The organism is Paenibacillus sp. FSL L8-0708 (genome assembly GCF_038009325.1).
In the GTDB taxonomy this organism is placed as follows: Bacteria; Bacillota; Bacilli; order Paenibacillales; family Paenibacillaceae; genus Paenibacillus_AQ; species Paenibacillus_AQ odorifer.
Window position 1 is genome coordinate 6,803,731 of record NZ_JBBPBC010000001.1, and the last position, 13,245, is coordinate 6,816,975.

The 13,245-nt window shown below is 43.1% G+C and carries 18 protein-coding genes, 1 pseudogene and 1 other annotated feature; of the genes and pseudogenes, 5 read left to right on the top strand and 14 right to left on the bottom strand.

Annotation, left to right across the window (positions count from 1 at the left end; genetic code table 11):
• Positions 1-322: 322 nt before the first annotated feature.
• From NYE58_RS31970 to NYE58_RS31980, 3 genes are read right to left on the bottom strand one after another with little or no spacing between them, the layout of a single operon-like run.
• Positions 323-502 (bottom strand): hypothetical protein, encoded by a 180-nt coding sequence (locus NYE58_RS31970; protein WP_341003922.1) that lies wholly within the window; start codon positions 500-502, stop codon positions 323-325.
• Between the two features lie 10 nt (positions 503-512).
• A complete protein-coding gene (locus NYE58_RS31975) occupies positions 513-1,292 on the bottom strand; it encodes an ORF6N domain-containing protein (protein WP_341003924.1) in 780 nt (259 codons plus the stop codon).
• The gene (locus NYE58_RS31980) at positions 1,286-1,561 is read right to left on the bottom strand and encodes a hypothetical protein (protein WP_341003926.1); all 276 of its coding nucleotides are present in this window, start codon (positions 1,559-1,561) and stop codon (positions 1,286-1,288) included. Before NYE58_RS31980 ends, NYE58_RS31975 begins: the two co-directional genes overlap by 7 nt.
• 89 nt (positions 1,562-1,650) lie before the next feature.
• Here NYE58_RS31980 and NYE58_RS31985 point away from each other — a divergent pair, with 89 nt between their 5' ends.
• Positions 1,651-2,016, top strand: coding sequence for a hypothetical protein (locus tag NYE58_RS31985; protein WP_341003927.1), 366 nt, complete (start codon positions 1,651-1,653; stop codon positions 2,014-2,016).
• Positions 2,017-2,252: 236 nt separating this feature from the next.
• On the opposite strand, the gene NYE58_RS31990 is transcribed toward NYE58_RS31985, so the two are convergent.
• The 4 genes from NYE58_RS31990 to NYE58_RS32005 all read right to left on the bottom strand — a co-directional run bounded on the left by NYE58_RS31990 (position 2,253) and on the right by NYE58_RS32005 (position 3,388).
• Positions 2,253-2,540 carry a hypothetical protein gene (locus NYE58_RS31990; RefSeq protein ID WP_341003929.1) on the bottom strand — a complete coding sequence of 96 codons (288 nt, stop codon included), beginning with the start codon at positions 2,538-2,540 and terminating at the stop codon, positions 2,253-2,255.
• 2 nt (positions 2,541-2,542) lie between these two features.
• The gene (locus NYE58_RS31995; protein ID WP_341003931.1) at positions 2,543-2,779 is read right to left on the bottom strand and encodes a hypothetical protein; all 237 of its coding nucleotides are present in this window, start codon (positions 2,777-2,779) and stop codon (positions 2,543-2,545) included.
• A 62-nt stretch (positions 2,780-2,841) separates the two neighbouring features.
• Positions 2,842-3,066 carry a helix-turn-helix domain-containing protein gene (locus NYE58_RS32000; RefSeq protein WP_341003932.1) on the bottom strand — a complete coding sequence of 75 codons (225 nt, stop codon included), beginning with the start codon at positions 3,064-3,066 and terminating at the stop codon, positions 2,842-2,844.
• A 118-nt stretch (positions 3,067-3,184) separates the two neighbouring features.
• The gene (locus NYE58_RS32005) at positions 3,185-3,388 is read right to left on the bottom strand and encodes a helix-turn-helix transcriptional regulator (RefSeq protein ID WP_341003934.1); all 204 of its coding nucleotides are present in this window, start codon (positions 3,386-3,388) and stop codon (positions 3,185-3,187) included.
• 177 nt (positions 3,389-3,565) lie between these two features.
• On the opposite strand from NYE58_RS32005, the gene NYE58_RS32010 reads away from it, so the two are divergent.
• Genes NYE58_RS32010 through NYE58_RS32020 form a run of 3 tightly spaced genes read left to right on the top strand, consistent with a single transcriptional unit; the run spans position 3,566 to position 5,629 of the window.
• Positions 3,566-3,970, top strand: a complete 405-nt coding sequence (locus tag NYE58_RS32010; RefSeq protein ID WP_341003935.1) for a helix-turn-helix transcriptional regulator — start codon at positions 3,566-3,568, stop codon at positions 3,968-3,970.
• Between the two features lie 18 nt (positions 3,971-3,988).
• Positions 3,989-4,393 carry an ImmA/IrrE family metallo-endopeptidase gene (locus NYE58_RS32015; RefSeq protein ID WP_341003936.1) on the top strand — a complete coding sequence of 135 codons (405 nt, stop codon included), beginning with the start codon at positions 3,989-3,991 and terminating at the stop codon, positions 4,391-4,393.
• Positions 4,394-4,417: 24 nt separating this feature from the next.
• Positions 4,418-5,629 (top strand): tyrosine-type recombinase/integrase, encoded by a 1,212-nt coding sequence (locus NYE58_RS32020; RefSeq protein ID WP_341003937.1) that lies wholly within the window; start codon positions 4,418-4,420, stop codon positions 5,627-5,629.
• Between the two features lie 49 nt (positions 5,630-5,678).
• Here NYE58_RS32020 and NYE58_RS32025 read toward each other — a convergent pair.
• From NYE58_RS32025 to NYE58_RS32035, 3 genes and pseudogenes are all read right to left on the bottom strand, one after another.
• A pseudogene (locus NYE58_RS32025) lies at positions 5,679-6,323 on the bottom strand (glutamate--tRNA ligase family protein); the annotation flags it as partial.
• Between the two features lie 81 nt (positions 6,324-6,404).
• Positions 6,405-6,665 (bottom strand) — a binding site (T-box leader).
• A 45-nt stretch (positions 6,666-6,710) separates the two neighbouring features.
• A complete protein-coding gene (locus tag NYE58_RS32030; RefSeq protein ID WP_341003938.1) occupies positions 6,711-8,267 on the bottom strand; it encodes an SAM-dependent methyltransferase in 1,557 nt (518 codons plus the stop codon).
• Positions 8,268-8,322: 55 nt separating this feature from the next.
• Positions 8,323-9,177 carry a copper amine oxidase N-terminal domain-containing protein gene (locus NYE58_RS32035; protein ID WP_341003939.1) on the bottom strand — a complete coding sequence of 285 codons (855 nt, stop codon included), beginning with the start codon at positions 9,175-9,177 and terminating at the stop codon, positions 8,323-8,325.
• A 164-nt stretch (positions 9,178-9,341) separates the two neighbouring features.
• Between NYE58_RS32035 and NYE58_RS32040 the strand changes: the two genes are divergently transcribed.
• Positions 9,342-10,526, top strand: a complete 1,185-nt coding sequence (locus NYE58_RS32040) for an oxalate decarboxylase family bicupin (protein WP_341003941.1) — start codon at positions 9,342-9,344, stop codon at positions 10,524-10,526.
• An 18-nt stretch (positions 10,527-10,544) separates the two neighbouring features.
• Here NYE58_RS32040 and arsC read toward each other — a convergent pair whose 3' ends face one another.
• The 4 genes from arsC to NYE58_RS32060 form a co-directional block, all read right to left on the bottom strand.
• The gene (gene arsC / locus NYE58_RS32045; RefSeq protein WP_076304789.1) at positions 10,545-10,964 is read right to left on the bottom strand and encodes an arsenate reductase (thioredoxin); all 420 of its coding nucleotides are present in this window, start codon (positions 10,962-10,964) and stop codon (positions 10,545-10,547) included.
• A gap of 21 nt (positions 10,965-10,985) precedes the next feature.
• Positions 10,986-12,275 carry an arsenic transporter gene (locus NYE58_RS32050; protein WP_341003942.1) on the bottom strand — a complete coding sequence of 430 codons (1,290 nt, stop codon included), beginning with the start codon at positions 12,273-12,275 and terminating at the stop codon, positions 10,986-10,988.
• A 127-nt stretch (positions 12,276-12,402) separates the two neighbouring features.
• Entirely contained in the window at positions 12,403-12,729 is a 327-nt protein-coding gene (locus NYE58_RS32055) for an ArsR/SmtB family transcription factor (RefSeq protein WP_076185465.1), read from the bottom strand.
• Between the two features lie 82 nt (positions 12,730-12,811).
• The gene (locus tag NYE58_RS32060; RefSeq protein WP_341003943.1) at positions 12,812-13,213 is read right to left on the bottom strand and encodes a GNAT family N-acetyltransferase; all 402 of its coding nucleotides are present in this window, start codon (positions 13,211-13,213) and stop codon (positions 12,812-12,814) included.
• Positions 13,214-13,245 lie beyond the last annotated feature (32 nt).

Genomic DNA, 13,245 nt, shown 5'->3' on the forward strand with positions numbered 1-13,245 from the left:
AGATAAGAATCCGAGACTAATCACGGCGGACGCCGCCAAACATATATTGATTAAGACATGAATAATTGCAACACCATGAATTTCCGTAGCGTACAGCTGTCTGTCCAGAGAGAATCACTCTTCGACACTTCGGATTGACGCAGGTCCCAATGACCACAAATTTTTCCTTATCGTCTGTTTTCATTGCTTTTTCCCCCGATCCCTGATAAACTGACCGTAAATTAATTTTTTTAAGCTCCAATCTCTGATAAACTGACCGTAAATTTTAAAGCTACAGTCCACGGCTCCTACCCCGTTGGGCTGTTTTTCGTTTAAGCACAAATTATCCACAAAGTGCCTCGCGTTCCGCTGGACTGCTCCATGCGGCAAGCAGTTTGTCGCGATACTGACGGAACATCTTAAGAGCATGTTGCTCATTGATTACATCACCCCGCATTCTTGCGTCTTTACTGGCTTCAAGCCAATACCTCATTTGATAACGACAATCCTTAATCTCTTTCATAATTATCCTCCTACTCTTCCCGGCGGATCGGGACCCATGCTGCCACATAGTTCATGACATCTTGCAAATCATGTTTAAGTACATCCTTGTAGCTGCTAACGTTCCAGCGATCCTTAATTTCCTTGTGGAGCTGACGGAACCATTCTCCACGAGCCTCTTTGATTTGTTCAAGCCCACACACTCTTTGGTTAATTGACTTCTGCAAGCGGCGCTGTTGCCCGCTGTCCAGCGTGATTTGAGTTTCAAGTTTGTGTTCTACATCCTCTAGCCGTTCGGTGATGATTTCTTGGCTGGCGAGAAGATTATGTGTTGCTGCCATTAACACCTGTAAAGAGTCGCGGCGGATAGCTTGTCCTCTGAAATAGCTATTTACCAGCTGGCGTTGTACCTTCCATGCCAAATCATCTGTGAACGACTTGACCAGCATTAGATAACCGGACTCAGTGAGAAGTACGAGTTCCCTGGTCTTTGATGGATTTGTGCCGACGAAATTCGTCGTCGCAAAATCTCCTGCTTCTTCGTTTTGGAGGTGCCAATAATCCTCACCTGAAACGAACTTATCCTTGTTGTTTCTAAAATTACGACTTGCAGTTCCCTCCGGGCGGCGGTGAAGATCATCAATGTCTTTCAAAGTAACAACCCGTTTTCCGTTGAATTCTTTGATTGTTAGCTGCTGTTGATTTTGGTGAACTTGAATTTGAATGGTTTGTGTCATGGTGTTTCTCCCTCCAATGATGTTATATACTGAAACGATTGTTTTCTCTCGTTCCCCGGCTTTCTCATTCACCACCCTTTATTCCTAGCCGTTCTTCTATCTTTTGCATAAGGAGAATTACTTGGGTATCCATTATTCAGTCGCTGGACTGGAGTGTGTCGTTCTAAGTTCTTATTGACGGCTGTTGGATCGTAGCCAATGCCTTGCGGTTTTCCGAATTCCCCAAACAATTCTTTGCGCTCCATCTTGTGAGCTGTACGACAATGGTTATTAGTGATTACGTCACCTGTATGCCCACAAGTGGGATAAGGACATCTGACTGTGGTGTTGAAGATTACCGCCATGATACTAACCTCCTTTCCAAACTTTCCCTTTCCGCCTACAATGGAAGTTGTCCAGACTTACCAATCTCAGATGAAAGGAGGTGAAAAATATGGACAAGCACAAAGTTGGAACTTTGCTTAGTTATCTAACCGAGATTTTTGATAAAACCAAAACACTGCATAATGCCACATCGAAGAATCCTGAAAATCCATCACCGCTTATCGCCTTAAAACTATCAGAGATATTTACACTTAAGGAAAATGCCAAATTGTTTATTGCGATTAACGAAGAGTTGGACCACTACGAATACACGTCGTTATTCAACTTCTTTGATCAAGCTTACTTTGAGATGAAACAGGTTATTGAAAAGCGAGACCGCAACACTTCTTGGATGTACTCGGAATTTGAGAACTACAAAGATCAGCACGACATTGTTGTTCAGATGATTCAGAGCTTTTTGAACCCGCCTCAATGATTTCCTTTACCTTTTGTGAATACCGTGCATAAATCAACTCATGCAACATTCTTTCGATTTCTGTGCCATCGTGCTTAACTTTTCCGTAATCCCAAAGTCCTTTGAATAAAGAGGATTGAAGCCATTTCTCTGATTCGTTTTCGATGTGTGAATCAATATTGACTTTGGAACTGAAAGCAATATTTTTTACCCCTGCCGCCACCGTCTTGGCGGTTTTTTTATTTTGTGTCTGCCGTCTATTTAGCATCTCCTGCATCCCCTTCGAGTGATGTGATATAACGAACTTCCATGTCATTGATAAATGATTGCATTTCCTCTTTTTTGGCATAGTGTCTACGGTACATAGCTACAATCTGTGATAGCAGATCCGATCCAGCTCCAGCGTCTAAGCAAGATTGCATTGTGACTTGTATGCTGTACATGTCATTGCTTTGTTGGAAATTAGGTGGCCCAATCATTCTCGCATTGCCAATGAGCCGACGTTGAGCTTCGTGGATAGCTGTGTTTTCTGGTTCATTGCTCATTCTTAATCTCCTTTCAGACCTAGCTTTTGAACCCCTATGCCACCAGTGCCCATTTTCGAAAGAGACTTGAAGTGAGATAATCCTTTGCTATTGGTGTAATAGCTATCGATATTATCCACATCACCTCTGTATACTGTAGGTACATGGTTATTGGTCACGGCATTAAGTACGACTAAATGACCAAGACCGAACATGTTTCGAATCGATAACAGTGAATAAACGTATTTAGTTTTCTGCATTGTGGTTCAACTCCCTTCAGGTATAAAACCCTATGATGTGGTTATGATTGTTTTAGTTGGTGTTAATCCGCTAACACACAACTCGCCTTCTCTTGTTTATCGATCCACCCAAGCAATGTTGACTTCTGAATACGAAGAGTTTTTCGCACTTTAACACTTTCAATATCTCCAGCCTTGCACCATCTATAAACTGTATTTCTTGACACCCCTAAGTAAGCGGCAACTTCGTCCGGCTTGAGAAAACTAGGAAGATCGTTTAGCGCCACATTTCCTCTTTGATCTAACATTTTCCTCTTCCTTTCCGTTTCTAGTTGTTAGTAATTCCAGCACAATACTACGCATCAATGCCTCTTTTTTTGTCTGCTTATCGTTTACTGACAAGGCCGTCGCCTCCTGAATAATCGCCTATATGTTGACTCTATCAGCAAAAAAAATAGTCCATTCAACATCTAGAATTTCCCCAATCCCTTTTGCTAGATCAACCGATGGCGCCTTTTTAAAATTCTCTACAGAGTTGTAGTGCTGGCGAGAAACCTCAAGCATTTCCGCTACTTTTTCCTGTGTGAGATCAAGCTTCTTTCTTTTGATGGCGACCACATTATAACTCAACGTACCACCTCCTCTCTTTACCTTGTCGCCTAAGCGTTGACTTAACAATAAATCAACACACAGGCGATGTCAACCCACTATTTACATTGTTTTCGGTAATTTTGTCGCTTATTTGTTGACATTAGATGAATAAAGTATTATTATAATTTCAATGAGTGCTACATAGGAGGAATTAAATTGTACGGTCGGAACCTACGTGAACTGAGGAAAATTGAGGGTTGGACTCAAGAAGAGGTTGCTAAGAAAATTGGGATAAGCAAACAAACCTACTCACATTATGAAAACGAAAACAGAAAACCCGGTCTCGAAACCATCAGGAAATTAGCTCTCGTTTACCAAGTGGACATCGACAAAATATTCTCTGAATCAGATTTAGAAAATCTTACTGCAAAAGAGGAAACGGACATCGCAAAAAAATTAGAAAATATGATGGCTGATCTCGAAAGCAATGATTCCTTAGCCTTTATGGGAGAACCGATGGATGAAGAAGACAGGGAGTTGCTTCGTATTTCTCTTGAAAATGCTCTGCGAACATCAAAGCAAATGGCAAAGAAGAAATTCACCCCAAAAAAACATCGTTGATCTCCGGAGGTAATTGCAATGGACATTGTCCAGAGGTTGATCCGTACTCATGAAACTAATAACCCGTTAAAATTAGCAGAACTTACTGGTATTACCCTGTATTTTGAAGACCTGGGCGAAAACATATGGGGGTATTACACTAAGCTACATAGAATTCCACAAATTCACTTGAATAATCGATTGAGCAGCCCAAAAATTATATTTGCAGCCGGGCATGAATTAGGTCATCACTTTATTCACCCTCACATAAACACGCCTTTTCTAAAAAAAAACACTCTTTTCTCATTGAACAAAATAGAACGAGAAGCACATAATTTTTCAGTTCGACTTATGGTTTCATTGGAAGTGCCATTAACTTGTGAAACACGCGAAGAGTTTCTCATCCGTTGTGGAGTGCCCGTGGAATTTCATCAGTTTTATTAATTTTGTTAGGGAGGTGTTTATCGCATGGCGAAAAAGACAAAAGAAACTAAAGAAACACCAAAATACCCCGGGGTTAGATGCAGGAACGGAAAGTATCATTATCGATACAGCATTATCAACTCTGAAACGGGTAAGAGAAAACAAAAAGAAACGCCCGGATACAATTCTGCTAAAGAAGCTTTTCAAGCCGGGATAGATATAGAGGCGGAATTGCGAAAAGGAACTTATGTAGAAGAGAAAAATATCGCATTTTCCGCTTATGTAGACGATTGGTTGAAAATGTATGAAGCGCATGGGAACGTGAAGAATTCTACTGTTTTTTTACGAAAGTGCAATCTTTCAAAAGCGTCGAAATACTTCGGTCATATAAGATTATGCGATATAACAAAAAAACAATATCAAAATATGCTGGATGATTTGAAGGTGAAGGGATTGTCTTATAACACTATCAACATTATCCACGTTTCTACTAAATTGCTTTTCGATACGGCTGTAGAACAAGGGATTTTAAAAGTAAGTCCGGCTTCAGGAGCAAAACTCCCTTCTTTTCTGCAAACTGTCGATCAATTGGAATCCAGAACTTCCTTACCTAAATACCTTGAAAAGAAAGAGTTGCTGAGTTTCCTTGAAGTGGTCAGGGAGAACGGAACTGTTCAGGAGTATTCATTATTCTTTTTATTGGCGTATACAGGATTGAGAATAGGAGAAGCCTGTGCGTTGAAATGGAAAGACATTGATAAAACTGAGGGGTATATATCCATAACCAAAACACTCTATGTCAGAGAAGGGGTGGAAAATTTCATCCTAAACACTCCTAAGACTAGATCTTCAATTCGAGAGGTTGAAATAAGCAAAAAAGTATTATGTGTTTTGGATGACCAATCACTTTGGCAGAAACAACTGATGATGGCTGAAAGGAAAAAATATTATAACCAAGGTAACTTCGTATTCGTCAACGATATAAATAAGCCTGGTTATCCAATGATTCACGAGGTCGCTCAGCGCGGAATGAAAAAATATCTTGAAATGGCCGGGTTACCAAAAACACTTACACCGCATTCGCTGCGTCATACACATGCATCGCTTTTGGCGGAAGCGGGCGAAGATTTAGAAGTAATTCAAAAAAGACTTGGGCATAAAAATGATCAGATAACTAAAGATATTTATACTCATGTTACAAAGACGCGTAAAAAGGAAGCTCCTTTGCGGTTTGAAAAATTCATGGATTCATTGTAATGTGGGAAATACGTGGGAAGAGTCACTCCCACCCTCAATAAAATCAATCAAAATCATACATCGGATAGATACACCATTCGTTACCCGTTCTATAATGCTCCGCATGAATGATTCTGTAAATCACCGGATCACGTAAGTTGATATTAGGTGAGCTCATATCTATTTTAGCCCGCAACACTCTGGCTCCCGTTGGATAATCTCCAGCTTTCATCTCCGTAAATAACCGCAAATTCTCTTCCACAGAACGCTCCCGGAACGGGCTGTTTTTTCCCGGCTCCGTAAGCGTCCCTCTATAGGCTGTCACCTCTTCAGGTGATAAATCACAGACATACGCCTTTCCTTTTCGGATTAACGTAACTGCGCTATTGTATATTTTCTCAGAATAGTCTGATCCATAAAAAATATAGTCCGGTGGATAGCCCATCCATTGAATATCTTCGATGATGGCATTTACATACTCCAGATCCTCTTTTAAAGGATTGGTGTCATCAAAGCGCAAATGGAACTTCCCGCCATACTTTTTCGCAGTCGTATAGTTTGTATGAATAGCATACGCACTGCCAATATGCAGATACCCGTTAGGCTCCGGTGGAAATCTCGTGCATATATCTCTACTGTAAGTCCCTGCTTCCAGCTCTTCTTGAATCAATCTGTCGATGTAACTCTCTGTTAATACTTCCGGTTCCTCGTTCATTGGTGTTACCTCCTGTTTATAAGTGATATCCGCCTGCTTAATCTGCAAAATAAAAAGAACCTCACCTCCAAGACTTATGGTCTTGGGGACGAAATTCTCGCGGTACCACCCCAGGTTCATTAATATGTCGCCATATTAATCTCATCAAGTACGGCAAAACATCTTGCGCAATGCTTATACTCTAGCTCTATAACAGGAGCTCCCGTCATACCATCCCCTTAGTCCGGTTCCGATATGCCGCTCAGAGGCTTGTTTCGATAAAATCCCCCTTACCCTGTTCTCATCATCCAGGGCTCTCTGTGAAGGAATGATTTCATGTACTCTTCTCGTCATCGCGTTTGATTATTTTGTATAGGATACCAAAAAGATAACCCTATGTAAATGTGCTTATTCCCCGCTAAGCGCCGTTAGGAGCTCCAATACTACTTCATTGTCAGGCTCTGCAGCCAAAGCTCTACGCGCGTATTCCAATGCAGCAGCTTCAGCTCCTAGCTCATAGTTACAGATTGCCATGCTATACAGCACTGATGCCAATGGTTCTTCCGTACTCGCATGCATGGAGCGTTCTAAGTAACCCAATGCTTCCGCGAATTTATCCATTTCATACAGCAGCAACCCCGCATCTAGCGACAAATCATAACTCTGTTCCATCGGATAATAGCCCGTCCACATCAACTGTATACCTCGCTGTAGATCCAGCATTTCTTCATCACTGGCACCCGGCAGCAGCTCCGAAATCTGTTCAGCGCTATGGATAAACCATTCAGCATCATACCCACCCAAACGCCAAAAGGCCAAAATTTGCTGCAGCCCCATCGTATCTAATTGCTGATCCATCCATTCCTTCATACTAAAGAAATCATCCGGGCCAAAACGTTCTATAAACCGCTTGTAACCCAGCCGAGTGTTTGTATAGCTCAGCGGTGTTGGAAGCATAAGAATACAGCCGATGTTCAGGTTTTTATAGTGATGACTGGTGAATATTGAATGCGCCCCTTTTTGTTTCAGCACATGCTCTATCGCATGATAATTCGCGGTCAAAGAGAAGCTTCCGTGATGAATCAGCAATGGAGGTTCTGCAAATTCCCAGTTCTCTAAGCGATGGTCTCCCTTATCCGCTGTAAGCAGCACGAATCCCTCTGTAGAGAGCCGCGCAAGCCGCTCCAGACAAGTAAGCCCCACCACCGGAAAGAGTATATGTGAATCCTCCAGCTTCTGCTGATAAAGCGTTATAACGTCATGATAGGGATAAGTCTCCTCTTCATAACTAGCCGCACGCCGATAATGGTACTGCGGGATGATTTTGCCGAGCGCATCGGAGGGGTTATCCGGATCAACTTCCGCCGAATACTGGATCGAAACCTCACATTCATATATTTTTCCTTCATCCACATAAATTAATTCTTGCGGAATGCTGTCAAAAAAATAATTTGCCACAATCACCAATGGCTGCTGTAATTCACCCGGCCGAATGCTGAGCTTAGCGTGTACTAAATGTAGTTCTACATCCTGCACAGCATCAAAACGAGCGAAGTCCAAAATACCCTGCTCTACGTAAGGAAGTAGGCTCGGGTGCTGCTGCCAGCTGGATATATTTTTGGAAGGCAAATCACTCATCACATAACGAAAAGGAGGAAGAGGAATATCTGCGTAGTCTACGATTTCACATAACTTTTTAAGCACATGGAAGGCTAACCGGCCTGCTCCTGCTCCAAGTTCTAGAATCGTAACGGTCTCTGAGAGATGCCCTTGTCCAGCCCGGTCTTGCAGAAATCCAAAGATCATCTCTGCGTATGCTGTCGCAATCATAGGGTTACTCGTGATGTACTGCGGGACCTGATCATTATTCCAAGCCTTTAATCCCTGCTCTTCATAATATGTTCGTTGCAATTCCCAAATCGGTGCTTCGCTGAAGCGATATTGCTGTTCTTTGTTACCTGTCATCTGTTTCTTTACCCGCTCTCTGTCTAGCTTGTTGGAATAATCTATAGCAATTGCCTTATTGCGCTCTCAAGGTGCGTGACCTGAAAATGACGTATTCAGCCTCTGTTGGAATGGTAGCGGAAAATGATAATAATGCCGTCTTGGAGGTTGAGGAATCAGGTCCTTTCAACGTTTGATAAAAAGAATTCCCTTTACTGTCCACACTCACCAGCTCTAATTCCGCGTTTCCTTTAGGGATGATGAATCCGGAGGTATTTTGCACGCCTAAGGTCAATCTATATTCTTTCCCGGCCTGAGCCTGCGTTAGCATAGTAGGATATAACGGATACGGATGTGCTGTCGTTTCGAGTGGATAAGGAGCAAGCGCACGATCTGCCTCAGGCTTCACCCATTCCTCCCCTTTTCTGGCTCCAATACCAAGGGTTAATTTATTCACATTATTAAATTGCACTTCCCAGCGAAAAGACTTAAGCCCTTCTAAAATGGGGGACGCCGGAACAAACAGAGTGCCATCCTTTATCTCTGGAGCAACGCCTAATGAATCTACGGTCTCCCCATTAAAATCTGCCTCTAGCTGCCCTGCTTTAATATTTCCTACCGATCGGTCCAGCAGTGAAACAGTAATACTCTTGCTCAGAGCGTCATAGAGCAAATCTGCGCCAATCGCATTGGAGAAGGCTCGAATCGGCACCATTAATTTACCTGCTTTGAAATAAGGGGCGAGTTTACCTGGAAAAAGCACGTAATATCCCCCGTATGACAGTGGCATTACCTGTGTCCCTAACTGGACAGCCGCCGACACCGATGTAGGTGTAACCGCAGATCCCGCGGCGAACATAATCACTAATAGACCTATTACATAAGCTTTTATTTTCCCTAATCGTTGTAAGGACTCCTTGATGTGAATCATCACAAACCCCTCTCCAGTTCATCTAGAACCTTAGCCTCTATTAGTAATAATCAATGATGACCCTACACATGTCAACTTGTACCACTTCTGCTATCCATCATAAAAGACAGCATTCCGCATATATTTTCATTGAACGCTTTAGGAACAAGAAAGGAGAACATCTTATGACTTCTGCTGGACAGGATTCGGCAAACAAAACAAACATCCCCCAGCCCATCCGAAGCGATGGCACAGGGGGATTAGATAAAGGACCCCGCGATGTTATGCGGGATCTTGAGAACCCGGATATGTTCGTACCTCCGGTGACTGATGCGGGCCTGGTTCCCAATTTAAAATTTTCTTTCTCAGATACGCATATGCAGCTTAATCATGGTGGCTGGTCCAGAGAAGTAACCGTCAGAGAACTCCCTATCGCAACTACACTGGCAGGTGTGAATATGAGCCTGACCCCCGGTGGAGTACGAGAGCTTCACTGGCATCAGCAAGCGGAATGGTCTTATATGCTGTTAGGCCGCGCCCGGATTACTGCTGTGGATCAGAATGGACGGAACTTTATAGCAGATGTAGGACCTGGTGATCTATGGTATTTTCCGCCGGGTATTCCTCACTCTATACAAGGTCTTGAAGAAGGCTGCGAATTCCTCCTAGTCTTTGACGACGGGAGCTTCTCCGATCTGAATACCTTGTCTATTTCCGATTGGTTCGCCCATACGCCTAAAGAGGTACTTTCAGCTAACTTTGGAATACCTGCCGAGGCCTTCGACTCCATCCCCACTGAACAGGTTTACATTTATCAGGATCAAGTTCCCGGGTCATTACAAAGCCAAAAGGTGCAATCGCCATATGGAGAAATTCCACAGAGCTTCAAACATTCGCTGTTGGCACAGCCTCCATTGAAGACTCCTGGCGGGAGCGTCAGAATCGTTGACTCAAGCAACTTTCCGGTCTCCAAGACCGTGGCTGCTGCACTGGTAGAGATTGAACCTGGAGGAATGAGAGAGCTCCACTGGCACCCCAACAACGATGAGTGGCAATATTATCTTACCGGAAAAGGACGGATGACTGTGTTTGCCGGAAACGGTGCAGCACGTACCTTTAATTACAGGGCTGGCGATGTTGGGTATGTTCCTTTTGCATTTGGACATTATATTCAGAATACAGGAGAAGAATCGTTGTGGTTCCTCGAAATGTTCAAAAGTGACCGTTTTGCCGACGTCTCTCTGAACCAATGGATAGCTCTCACTCCCCATGAATTGGTTCAAAGTAATTTGAACGTTGGGCCCGAAGTGATCAATGCCTTACGGAAAGTGAAATGGCCCGTGGTGAAATACCCTAAGTTAAAAGAATAGGTTACTTCCTCCCTTTGCTTATTCACCCGTCTCCGCAAATTGTTTGATTCTTTCACCAATCTGGTCACGCACATGCTGGAACACTGCCCACTTCTCTTCATCACTCCCTTGCGCTTTTGCCGGATCATCGAAGCCCCAGTGTTCCCGTTTGACCTTCGGAGGGGTCATTGGACATTTATCCGCAGCATCTCCACATAAGGTAATGACCAGATCGGCATTATTCAGCAGATTAGCATCAATAATATCCGAAGTCTGGCCGGAAATATCTATGCCTACTTCGCTCATCGCTTGTACAGCTTTTGGATTTAGACCGTGAGCTTCAATACCTGCACTGTACACGCTCCATTCTTTTCCTAGATATTGCTTAGCCCAGCCTTCAGCCATCTGACTTCTGCAGGAATTCCCTGTACATAAAAAATAAATCGTTCTCTTGTTCATCTTGATCTTCCCCTGTCCAAATTAGTTAATCAACAACCACATATAAAGACCTAAAAGCGTAATAAATAACGTTGGAATGGTTAAAATAATACCTGTCTTAAAATACGTTCCCCAAGAAATCTTCACGCCTTTAGCCGAAAGTACATGTAGCCACAGCAGTGTGGCGAGTGAGCCAATCGGAGTGATCTTCGGTCCTAAGTCCGAACCTATAACATTCGCATATATTAAAGCCTCTCTAATGATTCCAGTGGTATGCGTCGCATCAATGGCAAGCGCGTCAATCAGAACGGTAGGCAGATTATTCATCAGCGATGAGATCAATGCAGCTATGAAGCCCATACCCATCGTTGCGGCAAATAAGCCCTGATCAGCAATAGACCCAATCATCTTAGCAAGTAAATCCGTAAGCCCAACATTTCGAAGTCCATATACTACGACATACATTCCGATAGAAAAGAACACAATCGCCCAAGGCGCTCCGGTAATCACTTCTTTCACCTTGACGTAAGGGCTTCTTCTCGCGAGAAGCAGGAACAAAATAGCTATGATCCCCGCAACCACAGATACCGGAATACCCAAAAATTCGCTGACAAAATACCCTACCAAAAGAACAGCCAATACAATCCATGACAGCTGGAACATTTTTTTGTCTTTAATCGCCTCATGCGGATCTTTTAGCTGTGAATCGTTAAAGTGCTTGGGAATACTTTTGCGAAAAAAGAAATAGAGCACTACGATGCTCGCCACAAGTGAGAACAGCGTAGGTATAATCATCTTGCCTGCATACTCCATAAACGTAATCCCGAAAAAATCCGCTGATACGATATTGACCAGATTGCTGACCACGAGCGGCAGTGAGGTGGTATCGGCAATAAAACCGCTGGCGATAATAAACGGAAATACTTTTTTCTCATCAAAATGCAGCGCCCTTACCATCGCAAGCACAATAGGCGTAAGAATCAGAGCCGCTCCATCATTCGCAAAAAATGCAGACACTAACGCACCAAGAACGATGACATACACAAACATTCGTCTGCCATTCCCGCGGGCAGCCCGCGCCATATGTAAAGCAGCCCATTCAAAAAATCCGATTCGATCCAGAATTAAAGAAATCAGAATAATAGCCACAAACGCTAAAGTAGCATTCCACACGATCTGCGTTACATCCAGAACATCATTAAAGCTGACTACCCCAGCTAGCAAAGCTATGCTCGCGCAACCGCAGGCTGACCATCCAATCGATAAATTACGGGGCTGCCAGATTACAAGGATTAAAGTTACTAAAAATATAAGGATAGCTACAATAGCCAAAGTGCCATCCCCCTTTTACTGCAAATCCACATCTTTTTCAACACTCCTATATAAGCATGTGACTTCAATCCAACATCATTATATAACTATATGATTATATATAGATCAAAAAAAACCTTACCTAAATTTAGTCGCAGCATGGCTCTTTAGCCTCTTTATTCAGTTCAGCCAATATCGATTTGGAACTAGGCATCTGTTGAAGAACAGCTTTAAGATGTGGTTTATCTTCGACATTTAACGAATAATGTACCCACTGTCCCCGCTTGCTTTCCCGAACGATTCCTCTACTTTTCAATTTCCGTAAATGCTGGCTAATCGCCGGCTGGGAGATGTCAAAGATATCAACGAATTCACACACGCACCATTCCCGCTCTTTCAGAAGAGAAAGCATTGCCAATCGGGTCTTATCTCCGAACAGCTTCAAGTCTTCAGCAATTTCCATTAGTGTCTGCATTTCCTTCTCTCCTCCTCTCGAAAGTATATAAGCTAATACTTATATTCTAGTGAACTTACCATTGGGAAGCAAGAGTTAATTTTTAGCGGGCTACCGTCCACTCATGCTCCAACATACTGAACATCAAAGAATCCCGCCATCCATCTTTAATAAGCAAAGCATCCCTTAATCTTCCCTCATAGGTCATACCTATCTTGGTGAGCACCTTGGATGATCCGCTATTTCTAGGGTCACAGGTCGCGTATATTCGATGTAGTTGCAGTCCTTCAAAACCAAATTTCAACATTCGTCTGGCCGCTGCTGTAGCGACTCCCTGTCCCCAGGCATCAGGATGGACAATATAGCCGATTTCGCCGCTTCTGTCCGTATGGCTTCTAATATTTAATTCAATCATGCCGATCAAATGTTCAGTTCCTACTGCAACTATGGCTTGCGCGAACCGAGTTCTGGGAACTTTTTGAGAGTCTTCTATTGCTTGGTTCACAAATGAAAGGGTCTGCGTTTGCCTTAAGATTC

What these genes read in the sequence shown, in the direction of transcription:
- NYE58_RS32015 (WP_341003936.1), top strand. Translation starts at nt 3,989, where the DNA reads ATGGACATTGTCCAGAGGTTGATCCGTACTCATGAAACTAATAACCCG.
- NYE58_RS32040 (WP_341003941.1), top strand. Translation starts at nt 9,342, where the DNA reads ATGACTTCTGCTGGACAGGATTCGGCAAACAAAACAAACATCCCCCAG.
- NYE58_RS31970 (WP_341003922.1), bottom strand. Translation starts at nt 502, where the DNA reads ATGAAAGAGATTAAGGATTGTCGTTATCAAATGAGGTATTGGCTTGAA.
- NYE58_RS32030 (WP_341003938.1), bottom strand. Translation starts at nt 8,267, where the DNA reads ATGACAGGTAACAAAGAACAGCAATATCGCTTCAGCGAAGCACCGATT.
- NYE58_RS32055 (WP_076185465.1), bottom strand. Translation starts at nt 12,729, where the DNA reads ATGCAGACACTAATGGAAATTGCTGAAGACTTGAAGCTGTTCGGAGAT.
- NYE58_RS31985 (WP_341003927.1), top strand. Translation starts at nt 1,651, where the DNA reads ATGGACAAGCACAAAGTTGGAACTTTGCTTAGTTATCTAACCGAGATT.
- NYE58_RS31995 (WP_341003931.1), bottom strand. Translation starts at nt 2,779, where the DNA reads ATGCAGAAAACTAAATACGTTTATTCACTGTTATCGATTCGAAACATG.
- NYE58_RS32035 (WP_341003939.1), bottom strand. Translation starts at nt 9,177, where the DNA reads ATGATTCACATCAAGGAGTCCTTACAACGATTAGGGAAAATAAAAGCT.
- arsC (WP_076304789.1), bottom strand. Translation starts at nt 10,964, where the DNA reads ATGAACAAGAGAACGATTTATTTTTTATGTACAGGGAATTCCTGCAGA.
- NYE58_RS31980 (WP_341003926.1), bottom strand. Translation starts at nt 1,561, where the DNA reads ATGGCGGTAATCTTCAACACCACAGTCAGATGTCCTTATCCCACTTGT.
- NYE58_RS31990 (WP_341003929.1), bottom strand. Translation starts at nt 2,540, where the DNA reads ATGAGCAATGAACCAGAAAACACAGCTATCCACGAAGCTCAACGTCGG.
- NYE58_RS32000 (WP_341003932.1), bottom strand. Translation starts at nt 3,066, where the DNA reads ATGTTAGATCAAAGAGGAAATGTGGCGCTAAACGATCTTCCTAGTTTT.
- NYE58_RS32020 (WP_341003937.1), top strand. Translation starts at nt 4,418, where the DNA reads ATGGCGAAAAAGACAAAAGAAACTAAAGAAACACCAAAATACCCCGGG.